Below are 22,144 nucleotides of genomic sequence, written 5' to 3'. Positions count from 1 at the left end.
ATTTGAGCGGTTCAATATTTTAATTTAAATTATGAAAGGTGGCTAAATAATGAAAAAATTTACTTTTATACTTTCTATTATTTTACTAATCACATTTAATATTAATAAAACGACTGCCACTGCTGCATCTCTCCCTCAAAACTTTTCAGAAGGATTCTACACTATATCAGATTTAAGTATCATGCAAAATGTTATGTATAATGTTCAGAACCTTTCTCCTAACGAAGTTTTTATGATTATTTTCGATAGTAATAAAAGAATTCAACAATCTATAAGGTTCGAAGGACATTCAATGAAATATGTACTGCGTCCTATGAAATATGATTATAAAATTATAATAATTGGTGATGGCAGCATATCATTTTCACCAATCAATATAAATGGCAGATAAATACTCTTTATAATTACAAATGTATATACAAGCTCCTCCTTTATAGGAGCTTGTCTGAAATTTAAGCATTTTTCTACTGATCATGAACAAGGAGGTATACGCCACGCTTAGTTGTATCATTTTGAAATTTCCACATTACTTAATTCCTTTAAATAATCCAATTTTATAACCTAACATCTTTATAATTCCATACAACAATAAGGCTATTTTTATTTTATATTTTTGAAGACTTTGCCTTTATCAGTGATCCTGTAACACAAAAAAGAGCCTTAACTATAAGACTCTTAAATCCACATTATTTTTAAACCCATAATTCATGACTTTCTCTTTTTAGTGAATATTGACATTTTCCTAATAGTTTAGAGCTTAACTCACTCTTAGCATTTCTATGAATATGCTCATAAGCATCATATACATAGAGAATGTCCAAATCTAAATCTTTAGTATGTTTGTTTAAAGTACTTTCTGCATATAAAAAGTGCTTTTGTAAAGATGGTTGAACTATCCACCTAGATTTTTCTTCTCTTAATTTAATAGATTTGTCATTATTCTCAATCATTGATTTAATATCTTTTAAACACATAAATTTAAATTTTTCTGTAGGAATTCTATTGATTATAAGATAATTTTCTAATCTCTTATAAAGATTTTTCTCAACAGAAATGTAGATATTTTCTTCACTTCTTATTCCTTCTTCTATGTAGTTATATAAATTAACAATTAAATGCTGCTCTCCATAGTAGTATAAAATAGAATCTCTTTCACCAGTATTTCTTCGATTGGAACTATATAAATTGCTTGTGTTGCAAAATATACAGTCAGATATTAAATCATCAATAGATTGACTTAAGCAAATTACTTCATCATCCAATAAGTTATTTTGCTTTTTGGCTAGCAAATCATCAAGCCTTTCCTTCCATTCCTTAATATGACACTTTAAACCACAATTATTACATAATACTCTCATTATCTCACCCCATTTTTATTTTAAAACCCTTTTACAATAAAATTATAACATCTTTCCATGTAAATTTATGTCATTACTTGTAAGCTGAAAAAATAATTGTATTTTTTGTAGTTTAAACATACCGGAATTTTCTAAACTCTTCAATATTTTTGTATTTTCTTTAATTCATCTCGAAATAAATAATTATAGTGTTTATACTGAATTGTTTTTTTATTTCAGACATTCATATATTCCCCTCTTTATGCTATAATAAAATCAAATAAGTTAGAGTTCAAACTTTCCACTTTGCTTTCTCTAATTATTGATAGGCACTCATAACGAGTGCCTTTTATTTACATTTGCAAAAATTTTAACATATGAATCATAAGAAAACGAAGTTTGTTTTTTCATTAAAAAATATATGATGTTTACTTCTATATAATTTTAGTCATCACTTTTTAGTAGTTTCTTAATTCCCAAATTATTATATTTTCTTGGTTTATTCCAACCGGTATTTCAAACAGAGAGAACTCAACCACCATGTCAATTAAAGAATTTTGTGATATATAATCTATAACTTTAGCTAATCCACTTATTGGCGGATCTCTTTTTTCTTTTAGATCGTAATTATAAATATTATATACTGGCTTTTCCATTGCAATTCTATTTGATATTCCTTTTATATCACTTAACGATGCTCTCATAATAAAATCTCTGTCTATCTCTATGTCACCTTGTAATATTAATCTATCATCTGCAATAGCTAAACTCTCATATACTGCATATCTCTTGTATTTTTTGCTTTTTAGCAACACCTGATCTTTGGTAAGCATATATAAAAACTTACCGCCTGATACAGATTTATCTCTTATATTATAATATTTATAGGTATTCTCTTCTAAATAACTTTTAAGTTCATCTAAAGTTGAATTATACGTAAATATCTTTTCTGACATTCTATTTAATCCAAGCTTTTTAATCATATAATCACTTTCATATTTATTTCTAATCATGAAATCACTCCATTTTAATTTTGTGTAATAAAAAACACACCTCCATTTCTGAATAATGTGCTATTTCTAATCTTTATAGTTACTATAAAACCTTCCTTGTTGCATATAAAACTTGTCTCTACTGACTTTAATTTATTCTAGCATATTTTTGAACAGATTTTATATTTTTTAAATTTATATAATTAAAATAGGAAGGTTTCCCTTCCTATTCCATTCCTATAAATTCAACTTTTTCAACATTTCTTATGTTAAGCAAACCCTCTGTCAATGTTTTTATATCTCCATCTACTGTAGACAAATCTATGGTTATACTCAAATTAGCATAACCATTTAACGGTATGCCTTGATTTATTGTTAAAATGTCTCCGCCTTTTTCTGTAATATAATTACTTATATTCGATAAAAGTCCTTTTTCATTCTTAAATATAATATTATAGGTAACTTTTCTACCCTCTGAAGTTTCTGCAAAATCAAATACGAAATCTCTATATTTATAATAAACACTTCTACTTATTCCTGCTATTTTTACTGCTTCAGTTATTTCTTTTACTTTTCCATCTTTTAATAATTTTTTTGCAAAAAGAACTTTTTCATAAACATCAGGCAAAACCCTTTTATCTATAACTAAGTAATCTCCACTCATCATTTTGTACCTTCTATAATGGTTGCCCCCGCATTATCTAAAGATAACTCTAATATATTCCATTCCAATCCTTTTATTTGCAAGAATTCTTTAAGCTTATTGCTAAAGCGCTCATCCTTTTCATCGATAATCGCCATGATTGTAGGACCTGCTCCACTTAGATAGCAAGCTAGAGCTCCTAATTCATAACTCTTATTATACACCTCTTCAAAACCAGGAATTAATTTACTCCTGTAATTTTGGTGAAAGGCATCTTTACATGCATACCTTAATAATTCATATTTTCCGCTAGAAAAACATGCAACCATAAGAGCTGCTCTTGATACATTATATACTCCATCCTTTAAACTTATTTCCTTCGGAAGCACTTTTCTTGCTTCCTCAGTTGATAATCTAAAATTAGGAATTATCGAAATAAACTTAATTCCATCTTTTACATCTATCTTATCATAATAGGTCTTGTTTTCATCAACTATTGCAACAACCATGCCCCCAAGTAAGGCTGGTGCAACATTGTCTGGATGCCCTTCAATTTCTACAGCCATCTCCAACAACTCTTCTTCTGAAAACTTCTTCCCCAAGATTTCGTTAGCTCCTACTAGTCCCCCAACTATACATGTAGAGCTACTTCCAAGACCTCTAGATACTGGAACATCTTGTTTAATTTCACTTATTTCTAATCCTTTTATTTTATAGCCCGCTTTATCAAAACAATATTTCATTGCTTTGTAAATAATATTATCTTCATTACAAAACTCTTCTGGCATTCCATTAAACTTCAAACCATCTTCTATTTCCCTGAACCCAAAATCATTGTATAAATTTAATGCTATTCCAAGCGTGTCAAATCCAGGTCCCATATTTGCTGATGTAGCTGGTACTCTAACTGTAATCATATATTTATCACCTATGAATCCAAATAAGATAATAGAGCATTTCTCATTTCACTCTTATCCCAAACTTCATCATGTATTACTTTTGCATTTTCCAAAGTACTTAAACTATTTGGTATTTTATTATTTGTTGAATCAGATAATTTATTTAATACTTTAAAATCATCTAATCCCTCTACATCAATATCAAGTGCATTACAAATACTTCTTGGGAATTTAAACGGACTTGCTGTTGAAAGTATTAAAGTTGGTTTGTCGTCTTTAGTTTCTTCTATATACTTCTTTTTAACTACATATGCCACTGCTGTATGAGTATCCATCAAGTAATTATCTTTCTTATAAACTTCCTTTATAGCATCATACACTTCTTCTGTAGTCGCAAAGTTTCCATAAAATTCTTTTATGAAGCTTTTAATTTTTTCGTTTACTTCATAAACACCTTTAGTAGTTAGATCTTCCATTAATTTGCTAACAACTTCAGTATCTCTACCGCTTGCTTCAAATAATAATCTTTCAAGATTAGATGAAACAAGTATATCCATAGACGGTGATTCTGTTAAAATAAGTTCTCTTTTCTTGTCATATACCCCAGTTTCAAAGAAATCTGTAAGAACTTTATTTTCATTTGATGCACATATAAATTTATCTATTGGTAATCCCATTTGCTTAGCATAATATCCTGCTAATATGTTTCCAAAATTGCCTGTAGGAACTACAACATTTATAGGATCATCTTTTTGTATTACTCCTTGGTTCACTAAATTAAAATATCCATAAAAATAATACACTATTTGAGGTACTAATCTTCCAATATTAATGGAGTTTGCCGATGATAAGATAAATCCTTTTTGAGATAGCCCTTCTCTGAATTCATTATCTCCGAAGATTTCTTTTACGCCTGTCTGAGCATCATCGAAATTCCCCTTTATTCCAATGACCTTAACATTGTTTCCTTCTTGACTTGACATTTGTCTTTCCTGAATTGCACTAACACCATTCTTAGGATAATAAACTACAACTTTAAAACCATCAATATTTTTAAAACCTTCAAGTGCAGCTTTTCCTGTATCTCCTGAAGTTGCTGTAAGAATTGTTATATCCTCTTTAACATCACAAATCTTTTTAGCTCTTTTCATGATTTGTGGTAAAAATAATAACGCTGCATCCTTAAATGCACAAGTTGGTCCATGATATAATTCTAAAAAATTGTTCTTTACTTCCACACTAAATCTATCATTATATGCGTCATTAATTGCCCCAGTTAATTCCGCATCATCAATATCTGTGAAAAACTCATTGATAACTTTAAATGCTAGATCTTCATATTTAATATGCGTATCTTCCTTCAATTCATCATAGACTTTAGGAAATTCATCTGGAACATACAATCCGCCATCTTTTGAAATTCCATTAATTATTGCTCTAGCAGATTCTATATTCTTATCCAGACCCCTAGTACTTCTAAACTTCATCTAATATCACCTCAAAATTGTATTAAATATGAAAATATATCTTTATTAATTAACAAATTTAAGTATATATAAACATATTCCACCTGTAATATATATTATCATGTATTCTATAGATAAACAAGTGTTTTTCCATAAAACACATTAAAATCATAATATTTTTTTACATGTAAATGTTTAATGGCATTATTTGGATTGCGCAATCATTAATTCTTAAATCTGGGCACTCTGGTACAAAAATATTATTTTTCTCTAAACACTCTATAAGAGGAGTAAATTGCTCAAAAAACTTTTCATAAAACTGTTCTTGGCCAGTTTTTCTAAGTAAACTTATAGAATCTTGTTCTTCAGTGCACGTTTTTATTACTTTTCCTATGACCCTACACGGACAATTTATATTATCAAATATATTAAATTTATTATTCATGAAATTATCTTTATTGACGTTTAGTATTATTGTTCCATTTCCACATTTCATAATTAAATCTGTAGTGTTATTACTTTCTAAAATACTTTTCATATAAGTCAGCATTTTTAAGCACATTGAAAAATTTATTTTCACATTACATTCTTTAGTTAGATCATCCAAGTATTCTGCTCCAAATATTGTTATCAAATTAATTAGAGTTTCAATATAAGACATAATGCTTTTATTTGTAATTGTTCCTTCAATCTCAATTAGATCTCCTGGATATATATTATTATTTTCTATATCTTTTTCATTTTTATGCTGCAACTGTTTATTTTCATTAAAGTAGTTAATTAAACTTCCATTTAATACGAATGTAGTATAAGTAGTCTTAACTTGTCTTTCCTCTCTTACGCATTGCCTTGCATCTATTTCTTTATCAATATGATGATGCTCAAAATTATTATTAGCATCTAATTCATTTTTATCCTTAAATCCTTTTCTCTCAATTCTTGTAACACTTCCTTGATTAGAATTTTCTATTCTATCTCCCTCATGAAACCCTGCTGATAATGTTCTATCAAAAGCTTGAGTTCTAGTTATTGTTTCTATGAATCCAGTTAACACTAAAGAGGATAAATTTCTAACTAAAATTTCATCTAAATAAACAAGTATACCAAAAGGATTGCTCATATATACTCCTTTCAAAAAGGTTAATATCTATTCGTTTCTTCTTATATATTATTCATATTCATACTAATATAAAATATTATTTATACTTTTATTTTTATTAAAAATGCATCTATTTTTTCCCAACAAATTGCAAATTTCTTAATTTGCGAATTATTTGAATCTTTTGTAATATAAATTTATAGTATAAATTTATATTAATATAGAAATTCTAATATAGTCTTTAGGTGTACTTAAACGCTTGTTTTCTATACACATTTTTTAGATTGCCTATATTAGTATTTTAGTATTATAAAATCTTTCTAGAAAGGAGATATGCCTAAATTATTATAAATATCTAAGTAAATTTTATTAAATATTAGGCATTCAGTATTTAATGAAGAAGTTTTTTAAAAGATTTTTCTTAATTTTATTTATTGTACTTTTTATTTTTAGTTTATTTTTCTACAAAAGAATTATATTATCATACAGAATTGCTGATAAATATATTTCTTTAAAAAATCACGCATGGACAATACAAGAATTTAACACTCAAAAATCATCAAGTTCAATGAATTACAAAGATGTTATTTATAAAAATACTAATGGTATTCCCTTGAAATTAGATATTTACGGCCCAATAAATCAAGTATATAAATCTTCACCAGTACTTGTATATGTTCATGGTGGAAGCTGGGCTTATGGCGATAAAAATATTCCTGATGCATTAAGTCCGGTACTAGATACTTTTAGAGAACAAGGTTATACAATCATAAGTACTTCCTATGAACTTATGAAAGAAAAAGAAAATTTCACCAAGCAAATTTCTGATGTTAAAGATACTATAAGGTGGATAAATAAGAATCAATATTCCTATAATCTTAATACAAGTGAAATAGGCATCATTGGTGTTTCATCTGGTGCGCATCTTTCTCTTATGGCAAGTTATAGTGGTGATGATGAGTTTATAGATGATGGAGATTTAAGTAATTATTCTTCAAAGGTAAAATACTTAATCGATTTTGCAGGACCAACTGATTTAAGTCTACTAAATACTCAAGATTTAAATTATGATTTAACAAAAATTTTTGCTTCTATTTCAAATAAAGAAGAAGTAATAAAAAAATATAATCCTATAAACTATGTAAGCAAATCGAATCCAAATACTTTGATAATTCATAGTGATTCAGATAATATGGTTCCTTATGAAAGCTCAAAGGAACTTTACGATAAATGTGTTCAGGAGCACTCAAAAGCCAAGCTGATTACATTAAATAGCAGTGCTCACGATTTATCAAATATCTCTAAAGATGATATTATGGACTTTTCTGAAGGATTACTTAAATTTATAATTTTCAATTCACCTTTATAGAGTAAATATTTATAGAAATCGTAGGTAATGTGATGCAACAAATCTAATCCTCAACTGTAATTCGTATATCTGATGCAAGACTTTACCTTCGTTTTCCTTCAGATTATACTTCACGTCGGACATTCTTCTCCTAGACTAATGATTGATACTATCAGCCAAATTACAGGCTATCATCATTAGTACTTTCCAACTCTTTACACATAGGTATAAAAAAATAAAGGGTATGCCCTAATTTCTTTATGGCTCACCCTTAACTTTTTAATGTCCTAAAATATACATCTTATAAAGCGCAGCTATGCACTTATGAAAAGAGCAGATATACTGCAATACAGAACTTTTCTGCACATAAGAACATTCTATGATAATTGGGACTTGTTATATAATTTCATCTACTTTATCTGACACTTCACCTAGAAAATTAATATTCGTAATTTTTTACATTTTCACATATTACTATATTTATTTTCTTATCCTCTATTACTTTTTTATATGAGCATAAAAATTCATTTAACTCATTATCATTTAAGTCTATACTTTTCTCACTAACTAATATAACATCTAAATTCTCTAGAAGTACTTTCAAATCATTTTTCTCGTTTTTTATGAAATATTCTGACATTGTTTTATTAGATATTCTACTTTTATATTTTTCCTGAAACCCCATTGTCTTTTTAATAGTCTGATAGTCTAAGTTGCTTCCACCCGTATCAAATCCAGGTATTTTAAATTGCCCCTGAATTAAAGAAGGATCTACTCCATATCTTTCTAGAAACTTTTTTTGTATATTTATTAATTTATCTTGTGATATATTATTTTCTTCCATGTAAGCTAATATATTTTTGGAGAAATCAGACATATTCATTTTGCCCTCAGCCAGTTTATAATACATAGAATAAATATAATCTTCGAATTTATCTATGTCTTTATCTTTGACCTTATTTTTTAATTCATTAAAATCTATAATTTTATCAGACACATTAATCCTCTCCTTTGTATTATTATATAATATTAAGTATTTATCTGTTGTACTTTTTTTATTATATTTTATTTAATAATTGCTTACTTATTTTTTTCATTATGATCGTTCATTCTTTCATTTTTAGAAAATACGCATCCACAATAATCTTGCCTATATAATTTATATTGTTTAGAAAGCTCTATAGAACGTTTATACCCTTCTTTCTTCTTAAAGTCAGAATATAAATATTTTACATCATGTTCTTCAGATAAACTTTTACCAATTTCGTTTAATTTAGCAGAATTTTTATGAGGGCTTATAGATAATGTTGTTGTAAAATAGTCATAACCTTTTTCCTTGGCCATTATGGCAGCTTCATTAAGTCTTAATTCATAACAATTAAAACATCTAACTCCACCTTCTTTTTCCTCTTCCAAACCTTTAGTTAACTTATAAAAACTTTCCGTATCATATTTTCCTTCAATAAATCTTATTTCATTTTTGACTTTCATTTCTGATATAAGACCCTTTTGTTCCGCAACTCTTCTAGTATACTCCTCCATTGGGTATATATTAGGATTATAAAAGAAGATAGTTATCTTAAAATATTGTGACAAATATTCCAACACATAGCTGCTGCAAGGTGCACAGCAACTATGAAGCAGTAAAGTTGGAACCTCTTCATTTTTTACCAAATTTTCAATTAAGTAATCTAATTCCTTTTGATAATTAATTTTATTCATATGTAAGTCATTCCTTTTATAAGTTTATTGATGCATTTTATTATAAACTCATTTTATTTTCATTTGATGCAAACTCTTCAAATGCTTTTAAGAAAGCATCTATATGACTTTCTTTATGTTGTACACTTAAAAATAATGCTTCAAATTGTGACGGAGGTAAATTAAATCCTGATTTTAACATATGTTCAAAATATCTATTAAATCTATTCACATCACATTTCTTAACATCATCATAAGTTCTAACTTCTTTTAAATCATTAAAGAATAAAGTCATCATTCCTCCAACTCTATTCATTACAACCGGAAGATCATATTTTTTTGATATATTTATTATACCTTCTTCAAGTCTAGCTCCTATATTTTCGATGTGATCATAATAATTCTGATTATTTTTTAACTTATTTAAAGTTGCTATACCTGCTGCCATAACAATTGGATTTCCTGACATAGTTCCAGCTTGATAAACTCCGCCTAAAGGGGATAGATTCTTCATTATTTCTTTTCTTCCACCATATGCACCACATGGAAGTCCGCCACCCATAATCTTAGCATAAGTAACCAAATCTGGCTTAACGTTAAATAGTGATTGTGCTCCTTTAAATGCTACTCTAAATCCACTCATTACTTCATCAAATATTAGTAGTGAACCATATTGATTACAAAGATCTCTTAGAGTTTCCATAAAATCATTTTCTGACTTTATTACTCCCATATTTCCAGCTACCGGCTCAATAATAACTCCCGCAATTTCATTACCATATTTTTTAAATAATTCTGTAATTTGTTCCTTATCATTATATATACCAATTAACGTATTTTCTATGCTTTCATTAGGTACACCAAGTGAACCTGGTATTCCTCCTGTCATCACTCCTGATCCAGCTTCAATTAAAAAACCATCAAAATGTCCATGATAACATCCTGCAAACTTAACAATTCTTTTTCTCTTTGTGTATCCTCTTGCAAGTTTAACTGCACTCATAGTAGCTTCTGTTCCCGAATTGACCATTCTAATCATCTCAACATTATCCAGATTAGTGCATATAAATTTTGCTAAATCTAATTCTAATTTTGTTGGTGCTCCAAAAGCCAATGCCATTGAACTAACTTCCTTAATAGCTTCTACAACATCATCGTCGCAATGTCCTAGAATTAATGGTCCCCAGGCTAATACGAAATCTATATATTCATTATCTTCCTCATCTTTGATTATTACGCCTTTACCGCTTTTTATAATAGGCGGATTTAAATTAACTCCCTTAAAGGCTCTAACCGGACTGTTAACTCCACCAGGCATGTATTCCTCTGATTCTTTAAATATATCAACGTTTTTCAATTTAACTCCTCCTTAGCCCGCATAAAATCTATAAATATTTATATATGTTTATATTTTTATTGTTTCATATTTACATATTATTATATTTAAATTGTAAAAAATTTATATATTTAAATATATATGTTGCAATGCACAATTCACAATTACGACTAAAATTCTTGTAATATTTTTAGAATTATGGTGAATAATTATTTTTGCAATATATAAATTTTTTAATTACTATCTATTTGTGTTCTTTTATCTTCTTAGAACTTTTGCTGCCTCTAATGCATGATAAGTAATAATTATATCTGCTCCTGCTCTCTTAATCGATGTTAAAGTTTCCATCATTACTCTTTCTTCATCAATAACGCCAAGCTTTCCAGCTGCTTTAATCATAGCATACTCACCACTTACATTATAAGCCACAAGAGGAAGATTGAAATTTTCTTTACAATCTCTTATTATGTCTAGGTAAGAAAGTGCCGGCTTAACCATAATGAAATCTGCTCCTTCTTCTACATCCATTTGCGTTTCACGAATGGCTTCCATTCTATTTCCTGGATCCATTTGATATGTCTTTCTATCTCCAAATTGTGGTGCTGAATTTGCAGCATCTCTGAACGGTCCATAAAAAGCCGAGCAATATTTCGCAGAATAACTCATTATACTAACATTCTTAAAGTTATTCTCATCTAATGCACTTCTTAATGATCCAATTCTTCCATCCATCATATCTGAAGGAGCTATAATATCTGCACCTGCCTTCGCATGTGATACTGCTATTTTACTTAAATATTCTAATGTTTCATCATTGTCTACATATTCATCATGAATTATTCCACAATGTCCATGTGAAGTATATTCACACATGCAGACATCAGTAATAATAAGCAATTCTTTATCAAGCTTCTTTATTTCTCTTATTGCCTGTTGAACAATTCCATTATCATTATAACTTTCAGAACCACACTCATCTTTATGGTTTGGAATTCCAAAAAGTAATACTCCAGAAATATTAGCTTCTCTAACTTCTTCAACTACTTCATACAGCCTATCAACTGAATAATGATAAACACCTGGCAATGATGAAATTTCATTTTTTATATTATCTCCCTCAACAACAAAAATAGGATAAATAAAATCCTTTGAATTTAAACTTGTTTCTCTAACCATATCTCTAATGGCAGCATTAACTCTAAGTCTTCTACCTCTTTTAATCATAACAAACTCCTCCATTATTTTAGCCATCTTCAAAGATGTCCCTCATTTTATTTAATATCTAAATTTATATATTAATTATTTTAAAAATCTATTTCCTCTATTGCAGTAAATTTTCTATCTCTTTTAGAAATCCTTCCTCTGAGTGTTCTTTACATACGTATGCTTTTATTCCATACTTTTCTAAAGGTTCATTAGTCTTTGGTCCTATAGCTATAACCTGCTTTTTCTTAATTTCCTCAATCCCTAACATATCAATCATGTTTTCAACTGTTGACGGACTTGTGAAGAATACTATGTCAACTTCATCAAAAGATCTCTTATTAACTACTGATCCACAAACCGTATCATATATATATACTTTATCTACACTTGCACCACAATTTGTTAGTTCTTCATAAATATATTTCCTACTTTTTGCAGAACACGGCAAAAGTAGAGTTTGGTTATCTTTCAAATGAGGTTTTAATATGCTCACTAAACCTTCACCAACAAATTCTCTGGCCTTTGCAAAACAGATAATTCCTCTTTGTTTTAAAGAATTTGCAGTAGCAGCGCCTATTGCGGATATTTTAGCTTTAATTCTTCTTATATCATAATCTTTTTCAATAAGATAATCAAAAAATATTTCTACACTATTAACTGAAGTAAATACTATATGATCATAATTTTCTATCTTCTCTATATAATCATTTAAGTTTTCCGCACTGCTTTCTATCTTAATAGAATTAAAACTTGTAACTTCCGCTCCTAAGTCAACTAATTTATTTTTTAATTTCTCAGATTGTCTCCTTGATCTTGTAATACATATATTCTTTCCAAACAAAGGTTTATTTTCATACCAGTTCAAATCTTTATTTAAATTTACAACTTCACCAACAACAATTATACATGGAGATTGTAATTTAGCATCTTTTACTTTTTGTGAAATATTCTCAAGCGTTCCTACTACCTTTTTTTGCTTAGCTGAAGTTCCTCTCATCACTACCGCACATGGAAACGTTGGTTCTTTTCCATTATTAATAAGCTCCTCCACTATATTATCTAAATTGCTTAATCCCATCATAAATACTAATGTGCCTTCTTCTTTAGCTAATGCCTTAAAATTCACATTTAAATCTTGCGCAGATTTTCCTGTTATAACATGAAAACTTTGTGCTATCTTTCTGTGAGTTATTGGGATTCCCGCATAATTTAAAACTGCAATAGGAGATGTTACCCCTGGTATTACCTCAAAGTCTATATTTTCATTAACTAAAGCCAATACCTCTTCTCCGCCTCTTCCAAAAACATAGGGGTCTCCACCTTTAATTCTTCCAACTGTATGCCCCTCTTTTGCAAGCTTAACTAAAAGTTCATTAATCTCTTCTTGGGTTTTTGAATGAGCTCCTGGTTCCTTTCCACAATAATAAATTTCACAATTTGGTTCTAGATAATTCAAAACATTATTTGAAACCAATCTATCATAAAGAACAGCAGTACATCTTTTTAATACCTTGACAGCCTTTAATGTTAATAACTCTTCATCTCCAGGACCTGTACCTATTATATATACTTTACTCATATTCCATCTCTCCTATATCTCTAATATCTTATTTGCCAATTTTCTTCCTAATTCAATATGATTATTTTTATCTCCTAAAATATCTTTTTTAACTATTCTTCCGCCTATGTCATATATACCAATCATATATAAATCATTACCCTGAATTTCAGAATAAGCTCCAATAAGGCTATGACAATCACCATTTAGCATTCTCATAAAGCTTCGTTCAGCCTCAACTGTTAGCTTAGCATTTGAATTCTCTAGCTTTTCAAAATATTCCTTAGCACTGCTATTTTTTAAACATTCTATTCCCAAAGCTCCTTGAGCCACTGCTGGTATAAATACTTTAGGATCAAAATATTCAGTGATTATATCTTCTTCATTTAATCTTTTTAATCCTGCCGAAGCTAGTATGATTCCATCTAAATTCTGACTTTTCATTTTCTCTAATCTAGTTTGAACATTTCCTCTAATTGGGACTATCTCCAAGTCATTTCTCATAAGTTTTAACTGACAAGCTCTTCTTATACTGCTAGTTCCGATTATTGCACCTTTTCTAAGCTCTTTAAATGATATATTATCTTTAGAAATTAATACATCCCTTATATCTTCTCTTTCTGTTATAGCCGCTATTTCAAATTCATGACTCAATTCATAAGGTACATCCTTCATACTATGAACTGCCCCATCAGCTCTTTTTTCTAAAAGTGCAATTTCTATATCTTTTACAAATAATCCCTTTCCGCCTATCTTTGCCAAAGAAACATCTAATTTTCTATCGCCTTCAGTAACAATAAGCATTTTTTCACTATCTATATTAAATTTATCCTTTAAACTTCTCATTATTATTTCTGTTTGCGTTTGTGCTAATTTACTTTTTCTTGTTGCTATAGTCAATTTATCCATTAATTTAATTCTACCTCCAAAATTCATTCATCTACAAACTCATTTAAAATTTAATTAAATAATCTACAATTTCCTTTGAAAACCTGCTTCTTAATGCTTTTTCTGCTTCACCATTATCAAAAGATTTTTTAAATTCATCATTCCCAATAAACGAAGTTATTTGCATTTTAAACTCTGGAAATGACTTTGCTTTGTTTCGTATTAATCCTATATATCTAATAAATTCATCATATTCTTTTATAGTCTTTTCTACTTTGTTAGAAAGTAAAACTGCCCCTTTGGGATTTCCATAATTAGTGTTTAAAGCAAATACTACATTTTCTGTACTTCTTTGAATCGGAACAACTCCCATTCCACTTATAAAATCAGATGAATCTATATATATCTTATAATTCTCTTCACAGTATTTCTTCACTATGTTTTTTAAGTTTTCATCATCTAATGCAATAATTATAAGGTGCTTATCTCTTAAAAATTCATAGCTTAAATCTTCATTTTTAAGTTTAAGTATTTCTGAAAATTCTTTGGAAAGTTCTATTAATTCTCCATCAAAAGTTTTAGAGATTACCTCAACACAGCATTTATTTTTTACAAAATGTCTTGCTTTTATTGTTCCTGCTTTACCTCCGCCAACTATTCCAACTCTTAGTTTTTTAGAAATTAATGAAATATAAGAATACTCTATTCCTTGGTCATAAATATTTTCTCTATTATCCCTATCCATTCTTCACCACATCCCTTTAGAGTCTCTTCTTTAATAACTTCAATTGCCCTATTTATGTAAAAATCAGATGTACTTTTAATTAATTTATGTGCTAAAGCAATATTATTTTTATCTTTGCTTTTATGTGAAAAAGTTTGAACTCTTTTCTCGTAAACATTATTTCCAACAGTTTTTAAGTTTTTGATTACATGAGAAATACTTCTTAATTTTAACCATTCATCGTATTCCTTTAGGTATTTATTCATTATATGTCTATTTTCTTCCATCTTGTCTTTTCTTAATTTTTTATTTGCATCATCTATACGGCTTATTGTATCAATATTATAAACCTCAGTCCTATATAATAACGCCACCTCTTTTTCCACATCTCTTGGAACTGATAAATCATATATTACTAACCTATTTCCGCTTTCACTAATATCTTCTGTTTTTACAACTGGATGTGGTGCTGAAGTACAACTTATTATACATTCTATACTATTAATATATTTATTCTTTTCTTCAAAAGTAATTACTTTTACTCGTTCATCCTGTATTTCATCTTTTATTTTAGGATTTCTAACAACCAAGTAGACAGTTTGGATTTTATGTGAAAGCAAATATTTCATTACAAGCTGTCCAACTTCCCCATAACCTAAAACCATAAATTTAGTACATTCACGCTTAATAGATTCGCTAACCACTATCGAAGAAGATGATACTGGTATTTCAAATAACTTAGCTTCTTTTCTGAATCGCTTTCCACAAGTAATAGCTTCCTGAAATAATCTATGCAATTCCAATGAAACAGCTTTAAATTCTAAAGCTTCTTCATAAGCATCCTTAACTTGCCCTAGAATTTGATCCTCTCCTAATATTTTCGAATGAAATCCGGAGCAAACTTCAAACAAATGCCTATAAGCATCCTTACTACTAGTTATAAAAACATATTTTTTATATTCATAATCCCAATTAAAAATATCAAAAATCTTTTTTAATAATTCTTCTTCATTTAAAGAAGCATTAAAATAAATTTCTGTTCTATTACATGTAGCTAAAATAACTACTTCATTCAGCTCCTTTAATAATTCCTTAAAATACTCGTTATATTTTTTAGACTTAACTATAAATTTTTCTCTAATTTCCAATGGAGTATTTTTTCTTATGCCTATTAAGCCTATCACGTATTGACACCTCACATACTTTTTTATTTGCATTTTCTATTCATTTCCAAATACTACATTCTCACAAGGAGAAAATGCAGTAACCAAATATAAAATTTGGATCTTCACTTTTGGACTTATTAGCTGAAACTCGACTCACATTCGTTCGCTGAGTAAGTTAGAGTTGCCAAATGATACATTCTCGCAAGGAGAAAGTTCAGTAGCCAAATGTAAAATTTGGATCTTCACTTTTGGACTCTCACTTAAGTTTATCAGATAGAGATTGTTTTTTCCAAGCAATTCTTATAAGAATTATAGATTAACTCTGAATAATATAGATAATGAAAAATATTTTTCTTGCTCTCCATTTAATAAAATTCTAGTCAAGGTATATTCCTTAGAATGTATAAAAGCAACATTAATCAAAAAAATTTCTAACCTCAGATAAACATCTTGTTCTGCTAATATTTTAGTATATACTATTTTCGCTCAAAAAACATTTAATTTATAATTAATTATTAAATATTTATAATCAGCTCATATAACTTAATAACTTATTCTTCATAGCGATGCAGCTCTTTATAAATATTATTATATTAATTAAATGTATTTTTTATTTCTGACATATTTTTGACACATTTCAGGATTATACTGATATCGTAAAGTAGTTAATTATTTACCCCTTATTAATTAATAGAAGTCGTTTATATATTATAATGACTCACCCTAAGCATGGGATCCCCTAAACTTATGCTTAGGGTTTTTATTTTTTAAGTTTATATCCAACCTATTTTAATAATTATGCTTTTCCCTTTTTTCATAAATGAGTACTTTCTCACCTGATTTCCTGGTTGTACTTAATAAGTTCCGAATTTGTGCTTCGCACTCTTTTCATATGTGAGTGCTTTTTCATCTAAGATCTCGGTTGCGCTTCGCACTTTTTACACAAAGTTCTTAGTTGGGCTTAGCAAGTTCCGAATTGCGCTTCGCGCTTTTTTTATATGTAAGTGCTTTTTTCATCTAAGATCTTGGTTGCGCTTCGCGCTTTTTTTATACTAAGTTCTTAATTGCGCTTAATAAGTTCCGAACTGTGCTCCGCACTCTTTTCATATGTGCGCGCTCTTTTCATCTAAGATCTTGGTTGCGCTTCGCGCTTTTTTTATTCAAGATCCTAGTTGCGCTTCGCGCTTTTTTCATCGGTGTGTATTTTTTTGGATTAATTGGGTTATACTCTTAAAAGCAATATCAAATTTGAGAGGTGAAAAAAATTATGCGAATCCCGAAACACATAGGCATCATTCCTGATGGAAATAGACGTTGGGCTTTATCTAACTCATTAAGCAAAGATAAGGGATATGATCACGGAATAAATCCAGGACTTGAGGTCTTTAAATTATGCCAAAAAGAAAATATTCAGGAAGTAACCTTTTATGGATTCACAATTGATAATACCAAACGTCCCAGCGAGCAAAAAGTAGCGTTTACTAAAGCTTGCATTGATTCTGTTATGCTTTTGACGAAAGAAGATTGCGAAATATTAGTCTTAGGTAATACTGAGTCTAGCTGCTTTCCAAAGGAACTATTACCATTCACTAAAAGAAAAAAATTTGGTTTAGGCGGAATAAAGGCAAACTTTTTAATCAATTATGGTTGGGAATGGGATTTAAATTTACTAAAAAGTGCAGATATTTCAAAAAAGCATATTCAACCATATTTACAATCAAAAGATATTTCTAGAATAGATCTTATAATTAGATGGGGTGGGCGAAGAAGATTAAGCGGCTTATTGCCAGTTCAATCAGTTTACTCAGATTTTTATGTTTTAGATAATTACTGGCCTGATTTTAGGAAAGACGACTTTTATGATGCTTTATCTTGGTACAATGAGCAAGATGTAACTTTAGGCGGCTAATTCCATAGATTAAAAATAAGAAATACTAAGAAAATTTCGTAAATCTAACTTCTTTTACTCCATATCTCTATATTTTGTGCTTGAGTATGAATTATGTTATCATTAATATTAATTTATATTTGATGATATATTGGAGTGAAATTTATGTTAAAAGTCGTATTTACATATTTATTAATTATTAACCTTCTAGGATTTCTTATTATGCTTATAGACAAACAAAGAGCTATTCATAAAGAATGGAGAATACCTGAAAAAACACTCATTGGTATCTCTATTTTTGGAGGATCTATTGGCATGCTTATTGGAATGTCTAGTTTTAGGCATAAAACAAAGCATAAGAAGTTTACAATTGGAGTTCCATTCATACTTCTTATGCAAATTTTCCTAACTGTACTATATTTAAATTATTAATAATGACATATTAATATTCAAATTTTGTTAAAGAAAATATTATTGCTTTTTCTTTAATAAATTCTCATGATATTTTCCCAGCGTTAATACTGAAACCATTGAGCCTAGAAGCGCAAAGATCATATCCCACTGAGTATCCCAAATATCTCCTTGAGTTCCTAAAAAAGCAGTTGCACTTTCACCAGTAATTAATGCTACAATAAATTCTATTATTTCATAAGAAGCACTAATAGCAAGACAAATTGATATTGTAATAAAATTTGTCCATGCTATATTTTTAACAATTTTGTTTCTTATGAAAATTTCTCTAATAATTATTGCTGGTATAAATCCTTGTGCAAAATGCCCAAGCCTATCATAGTAATTTCTACTCAAGTCGAAAGTATCTCTTAGCCAATTAAATAAAGGCATTTCTGCATATGTATAACGGCCCCCCACTATTAATATAACTGCATGAAACCAAATAAGAGTATAAGTTAAGTTAGTAAATACGAATTTATTATAAGTAGTTATTAAGACCATAACTCCTATCACTGCCGGAAGAACCTCTAATACCCATGTAAATTTATCATGAGGATTTATTCCCGATGCAACTAAAATTGCAGATATACTTATTAATAATATTAAATGAAAATTCTTTTCCTTCATCAACATCTCCTTATATACGATTCACAAAATTTAAGAACAAAATAATAAGTGCTTAAAAAGCACTTATATTTATCTATAAAATTTCTAAAGAGTATTAAGATCAAAAGGTGTATTTTGGTATACGCAATAATTTAGCCAATTTCCAAAAACTATGCTAGCAGGACCTCTCCATGTGTACAACGGTTTTTGATTTATATCATCATTTTTAAAATAATTTTTAGGTAAAGCTATTTCATCGCCTTTTTCTTTATCTCTTATATACTCATCCATCAATGTATTTCTATCATATTCCATATGTCCAGTTACAAACACATTTCTCCTATCTTTTGTTGCAACTATAAATACTCCAGCTTCCTCCGATTCGGATAAAATTTCAAGATTTGAAACTTTCTCTATATCTTCACGCTTGACTTCAGTATGTCTAGAGTGAGGTGCATAAAATACATCATCTAATCCTCTTGTCAAATCAGCTTTCTCATCATTAACCCAATGTGAGAACACACCAAACATTTTTTCATCTAAGTCATATTTAGGTATATCATAGTGATAATATAGACCTGCCTGTGCCCCCCAACAAATATAGAATGTTGAAAATACATGAGTCTTACTCCATTCCATTATTTCAGTAAGTTCTTTCCAGTATGTAACCTCTTCAAAAGCCATTTGTTCAACTGGAGCTCCAGTTATTATAAGTCCATCAAATTTTTCTTGCTTTATATCATCAAAATAGCTATAAAATTTATTTAGATGCTCCGGTGGTGTATTGTGTGAAGTATAACTTTTAGTCTGTATTAGACTTACCTCCACTTGTAGTGGCGTGTTAGATAAATATCTTAATAATTGATTTTCTGTTACTATTTTTTTTGGCATTAAATTAAGAATTGCTATTTTTAGCGGTCTGATATCTTGAGTATTAGCCCTCTCATTATTCATTACGAATATGTTTTCATCAGATAAAACCTGAAATGCAGGCAATTCTATAGGAATTTTTATTGGCATATTTGTTTCCCCCCAATGTGATTATTGCTTATTTTAGATTATTATTTAATTATTTTTGTATATAAATATTATTATATCAAAATTCCACCTCTTATCAACATTATAAAAATAAATATAATACTAAAATTATGTAAGATTAAATAATTTATTTTGCTATACCTTTCACAAGTTAAACTATAAATATATGATATACATTCTTTAAGATAATTTATATAGGTTTCGATTACCAATGCACATTTTACAATTCAAAATTACGGCTAAAATTCTTGAAACATTTTTAAAATTATTATAGAGAATTGTTTTACTATTTACTTGTATAAAACTAATTTTATGGTAACCACTGTTAATAAATCATAGATTTACTTCTTTTCAGTTTATAAATGTTTATAATTAACTATTTACAAAAACTTACTATTATTTAATTGTATTTTAACATTAATAATTATACACAATTATTAATTTTTTTTATTTCTTCCACTACTATAATTAAATGATTAAAATCAATAGATCTCTGCAAAATTTCATAAATATCTTTTACTTCCATTTATGCTATACTAATAGATATACAATAAAAGGGGGCATATATAATGGTACTAAAAGAAAATATTTCAGTTGGATTTATTGGAACTTATACCAAAAATGAAAGTAAAGGAATCTATAGAATTAATTTTGATACAATTTCAGGTAATATTGAAAATATCAACTTAGCTTACAATATAGAGAATCCTACATATCTAACTCTAGATAGAGAACGACACATTCTTTACTCAACATGTAAAGTTAAAGAAAAAGCTGGGGTATCTTCATTTAAATATTGGAAAGAAGATAATAAACTACACTTAATAAACTCAAATCTTTCAGAAGAAAAACCACCTTGTCATGTAAGTCTAAATAACAGTCATGAGATTTTAATTTCTTCAAACTATCATGAAAACAAGATGTTTGTCTACAAAACTTTAGATGGCTTGATTTTAAATTCTCCTATGCTTGGAAGTCATAGTGGGTCTAGTGTAAATCAATTAAGGCAGGAAAAACCTCATATTCATTGCTCAATGTTTACTAATGATGAGAAATATATTTTATCTATTGATTTAGGGATTGATAAAATGATAGTTTCTTCAATAAAAGATGGGAAACTATATCAGAATGAAAATTTAAGCTATACATTCCCTGCCGGCACAGGGCCAAGACATATTACTTATGCTAATGGAAAACACTATTACTACGTTTTAAGTGAGTTAACTTCTGAAATATTTGTTTTTGATTATAAAGCAAAATCAAATATTGCTTTTGAAAATATTCAAACTTTAAGTTCATTACCAAAGGACTACAAAGGGACAAAATCTGGTTCCGCAATTCGTATACACAAGAATAATAAATTTCTCTATACTTCGGATAGAGGAAATAATTCTTTAAGTTTATTCCATATAAATTCAGATAATGGAAAGCTAAAGTATATCGACACTATTTCTTGTAATGGTGATTCTCCTAGAGATTTTCAATTGGATCCATCTGGTAAATTCCTACTTTGTGCTAATGAAAATTCTGATAATATATCTATATTTTCTATTAATTCAATAACAGGAGAATTAACTTTTATAAAATCTGAAAACATCCCAACTCCAACATGTATAGAATTTATTTAGTTAAATAATTAATCATATAACTAAAAGTTAGGTGCATATTATAATTAAGCTTATAATATGCACCTAACTTCCTTATCTCCATATTATGTATAAAACCTTTATATCTAAACGTTATCAAAAGTAAAAATATATTTTTTTTATTTGTAAACATTTTTACTTTTGACAATA

General features: G+C 28.5%; 21 protein-coding genes. 5 read left to right on the top strand and 16 right to left on the bottom strand.

The features are described 5' to 3' along the window. Positions 1–49: 49 nt before the first annotated feature. On the top strand, positions 50–391 hold the full coding sequence (locus KEC93_RS07165; RefSeq protein WP_077869741.1) for a hypothetical protein: 342 nt from the start codon (positions 50–52) through the stop codon (positions 389–391). 301 nt (positions 392–692) lie between these two features. Here the strand turns inward: KEC93_RS07165 and KEC93_RS07160 are convergent, their stop codons facing one another. The 6 genes from KEC93_RS07160 to KEC93_RS07135 form a co-directional block, all read right to left on the bottom strand. Further along, positions 693–1,358, bottom strand: coding sequence for a hypothetical protein (locus KEC93_RS07160; protein ID WP_077869740.1), 666 nt, complete (start codon positions 1,356–1,358; stop codon positions 693–695). A 437-nt stretch (positions 1,359–1,795) separates the two neighbouring features. Beyond that, the gene (locus tag KEC93_RS07155) at positions 1,796–2,350 is read right to left on the bottom strand and encodes a hypothetical protein (protein ID WP_077869739.1); all 555 of its coding nucleotides are present in this window, start codon (positions 2,348–2,350) and stop codon (positions 1,796–1,798) included. 205 nt (positions 2,351–2,555) lie between these two features. Then, positions 2,556–2,993 (bottom strand): ACT domain-containing protein, encoded by a 438-nt coding sequence (locus KEC93_RS07150; RefSeq protein ID WP_023974269.1) that lies wholly within the window; start codon positions 2,991–2,993, stop codon positions 2,556–2,558. Then, a complete protein-coding gene (thrB, locus tag KEC93_RS07145) occupies positions 2,993–3,889 on the bottom strand; it encodes a homoserine kinase (protein ID WP_077869738.1) in 897 nt (298 codons plus the stop codon). Before thrB ends, KEC93_RS07150 begins: the two co-directional genes overlap by 1 nt. 11 nt (positions 3,890–3,900) lie before the next feature. Beyond that, positions 3,901–5,358, bottom strand: coding sequence for a threonine synthase (gene thrC, locus KEC93_RS07140; protein WP_011968627.1), 1,458 nt, complete (start codon positions 5,356–5,358; stop codon positions 3,901–3,903). Positions 5,359–5,518: 160 nt separating this feature from the next. Further along, the gene (locus KEC93_RS07135; RefSeq protein WP_077869737.1) at positions 5,519–6,457 is read right to left on the bottom strand and encodes a DUF6414 family protein; all 939 of its coding nucleotides are present in this window, start codon (positions 6,455–6,457) and stop codon (positions 5,519–5,521) included. Positions 6,458–6,830: 373 nt separating this feature from the next. Here KEC93_RS07135 and KEC93_RS07130 point away from each other — a divergent pair, with 373 nt between their 5' ends. Continuing rightward, positions 6,831–7,805, top strand: a complete 975-nt coding sequence (locus tag KEC93_RS07130) for an alpha/beta hydrolase (RefSeq protein WP_077869240.1) — start codon at positions 6,831–6,833, stop codon at positions 7,803–7,805. Positions 7,806–8,223: 418 nt separating this feature from the next. On the opposite strand, the gene KEC93_RS07125 is transcribed toward KEC93_RS07130, so the two are convergent. The 8 genes from KEC93_RS07125 to hemA all read right to left on the bottom strand — a co-directional run bounded on the left by KEC93_RS07125 (position 8,224) and on the right by hemA (position 16,381). Then, positions 8,224–8,781, bottom strand: a complete 558-nt coding sequence (locus KEC93_RS07125) for a DUF3867 domain-containing protein (RefSeq protein ID WP_077869239.1) — start codon at positions 8,779–8,781, stop codon at positions 8,224–8,226. Between the two features lie 83 nt (positions 8,782–8,864). Then, on the bottom strand, positions 8,865–9,506 hold the full coding sequence (locus tag KEC93_RS07120; RefSeq protein ID WP_077869238.1) for an epoxyqueuosine reductase QueH: 642 nt from the start codon (positions 9,504–9,506) through the stop codon (positions 8,865–8,867). 40 nt (positions 9,507–9,546) lie between these two features. Beyond that, positions 9,547–10,842, bottom strand: a complete 1,296-nt coding sequence (gene hemL / locus KEC93_RS07115; RefSeq protein WP_077831519.1) for a glutamate-1-semialdehyde 2,1-aminomutase — start codon at positions 10,840–10,842, stop codon at positions 9,547–9,549. Between the two features lie 237 nt (positions 10,843–11,079). Beyond that, the gene (gene hemB / locus KEC93_RS07110) at positions 11,080–12,045 is read right to left on the bottom strand and encodes a porphobilinogen synthase (RefSeq protein WP_041900860.1); all 966 of its coding nucleotides are present in this window, start codon (positions 12,043–12,045) and stop codon (positions 11,080–11,082) included. 97 nt (positions 12,046–12,142) lie between these two features. Beyond that, positions 12,143–13,606, bottom strand: a complete 1,464-nt coding sequence (cobA, locus tag KEC93_RS07105) for a uroporphyrinogen-III C-methyltransferase (RefSeq protein WP_077869237.1) — start codon at positions 13,604–13,606, stop codon at positions 12,143–12,145. A 12-nt stretch (positions 13,607–13,618) separates the two neighbouring features. Then, positions 13,619–14,494, bottom strand: coding sequence for a hydroxymethylbilane synthase (gene hemC / locus KEC93_RS07100; protein ID WP_077869236.1), 876 nt, complete (start codon positions 14,492–14,494; stop codon positions 13,619–13,621). Between the two features lie 43 nt (positions 14,495–14,537). Further along, complete coding sequence (locus tag KEC93_RS07095; RefSeq protein WP_077831515.1) at positions 14,538–15,218, bottom strand: NAD(P)-dependent oxidoreductase; 681 nt, start codon at positions 15,216–15,218, stop codon at positions 14,538–14,540. Next, a complete protein-coding gene (gene hemA / locus KEC93_RS07090; RefSeq protein WP_077831514.1) occupies positions 15,176–16,381 on the bottom strand; it encodes a glutamyl-tRNA reductase in 1,206 nt (401 codons plus the stop codon). The genes KEC93_RS07095 and hemA overlap by 43 nt, the downstream gene beginning before the upstream one ends. Before the next feature lie 1,249 nt (positions 16,382–17,630). Here hemA and KEC93_RS07085 point away from each other — a divergent pair. Beyond that, the gene (locus tag KEC93_RS07085) at positions 17,631–18,272 is read left to right on the top strand and encodes an undecaprenyl diphosphate synthase family protein (RefSeq protein ID WP_077869235.1); all 642 of its coding nucleotides are present in this window, start codon (positions 17,631–17,633) and stop codon (positions 18,270–18,272) included. A gap of 144 nt (positions 18,273–18,416) precedes the next feature. Beyond that, complete coding sequence (locus tag KEC93_RS07080) at positions 18,417–18,683, top strand: DUF1294 domain-containing protein (RefSeq protein ID WP_077869234.1); 267 nt, start codon at positions 18,417–18,419, stop codon at positions 18,681–18,683. Positions 18,684–18,722: 39 nt separating this feature from the next. On the opposite strand, the gene KEC93_RS07075 is transcribed toward KEC93_RS07080, so the two are convergent. Together KEC93_RS07075 and metA are read right to left on the bottom strand one after the other, a co-directional pair. Next, positions 18,723–19,331: a DUF2238 domain-containing protein gene (locus KEC93_RS07075; protein WP_077869233.1), complete on the bottom strand. Its 609-nt coding sequence runs from the start codon at positions 19,329–19,331 to the stop codon at positions 18,723–18,725. An 84-nt stretch (positions 19,332–19,415) separates the two neighbouring features. Then, positions 19,416–20,330, bottom strand: a complete 915-nt coding sequence (metA, locus tag KEC93_RS07070; RefSeq protein WP_077869232.1) for a homoserine O-acetyltransferase MetA — start codon at positions 20,328–20,330, stop codon at positions 19,416–19,418. Between the two features lie 587 nt (positions 20,331–20,917). On the opposite strand from metA, the gene KEC93_RS07065 reads away from it, so the two are divergent. Further along, entirely contained in the window at positions 20,918–21,976 is a 1,059-nt protein-coding gene (locus KEC93_RS07065) for a lactonase family protein (RefSeq protein ID WP_077869231.1), read from the top strand. Positions 21,977–22,144: the final 168 nt, after the last annotated feature.

The sequence above is a fragment of the Clostridium beijerinckii genome (assembly GCF_018223745.1).
Classification (GTDB): domain Bacteria; phylum Bacillota; class Clostridia; order Clostridiales; family Clostridiaceae; genus Clostridium; species Clostridium beijerinckii.
The sequence above is the reverse complement of the archived record's forward strand: the minus strand, read 5'-3'. Positions and strand labels throughout refer to the sequence as shown.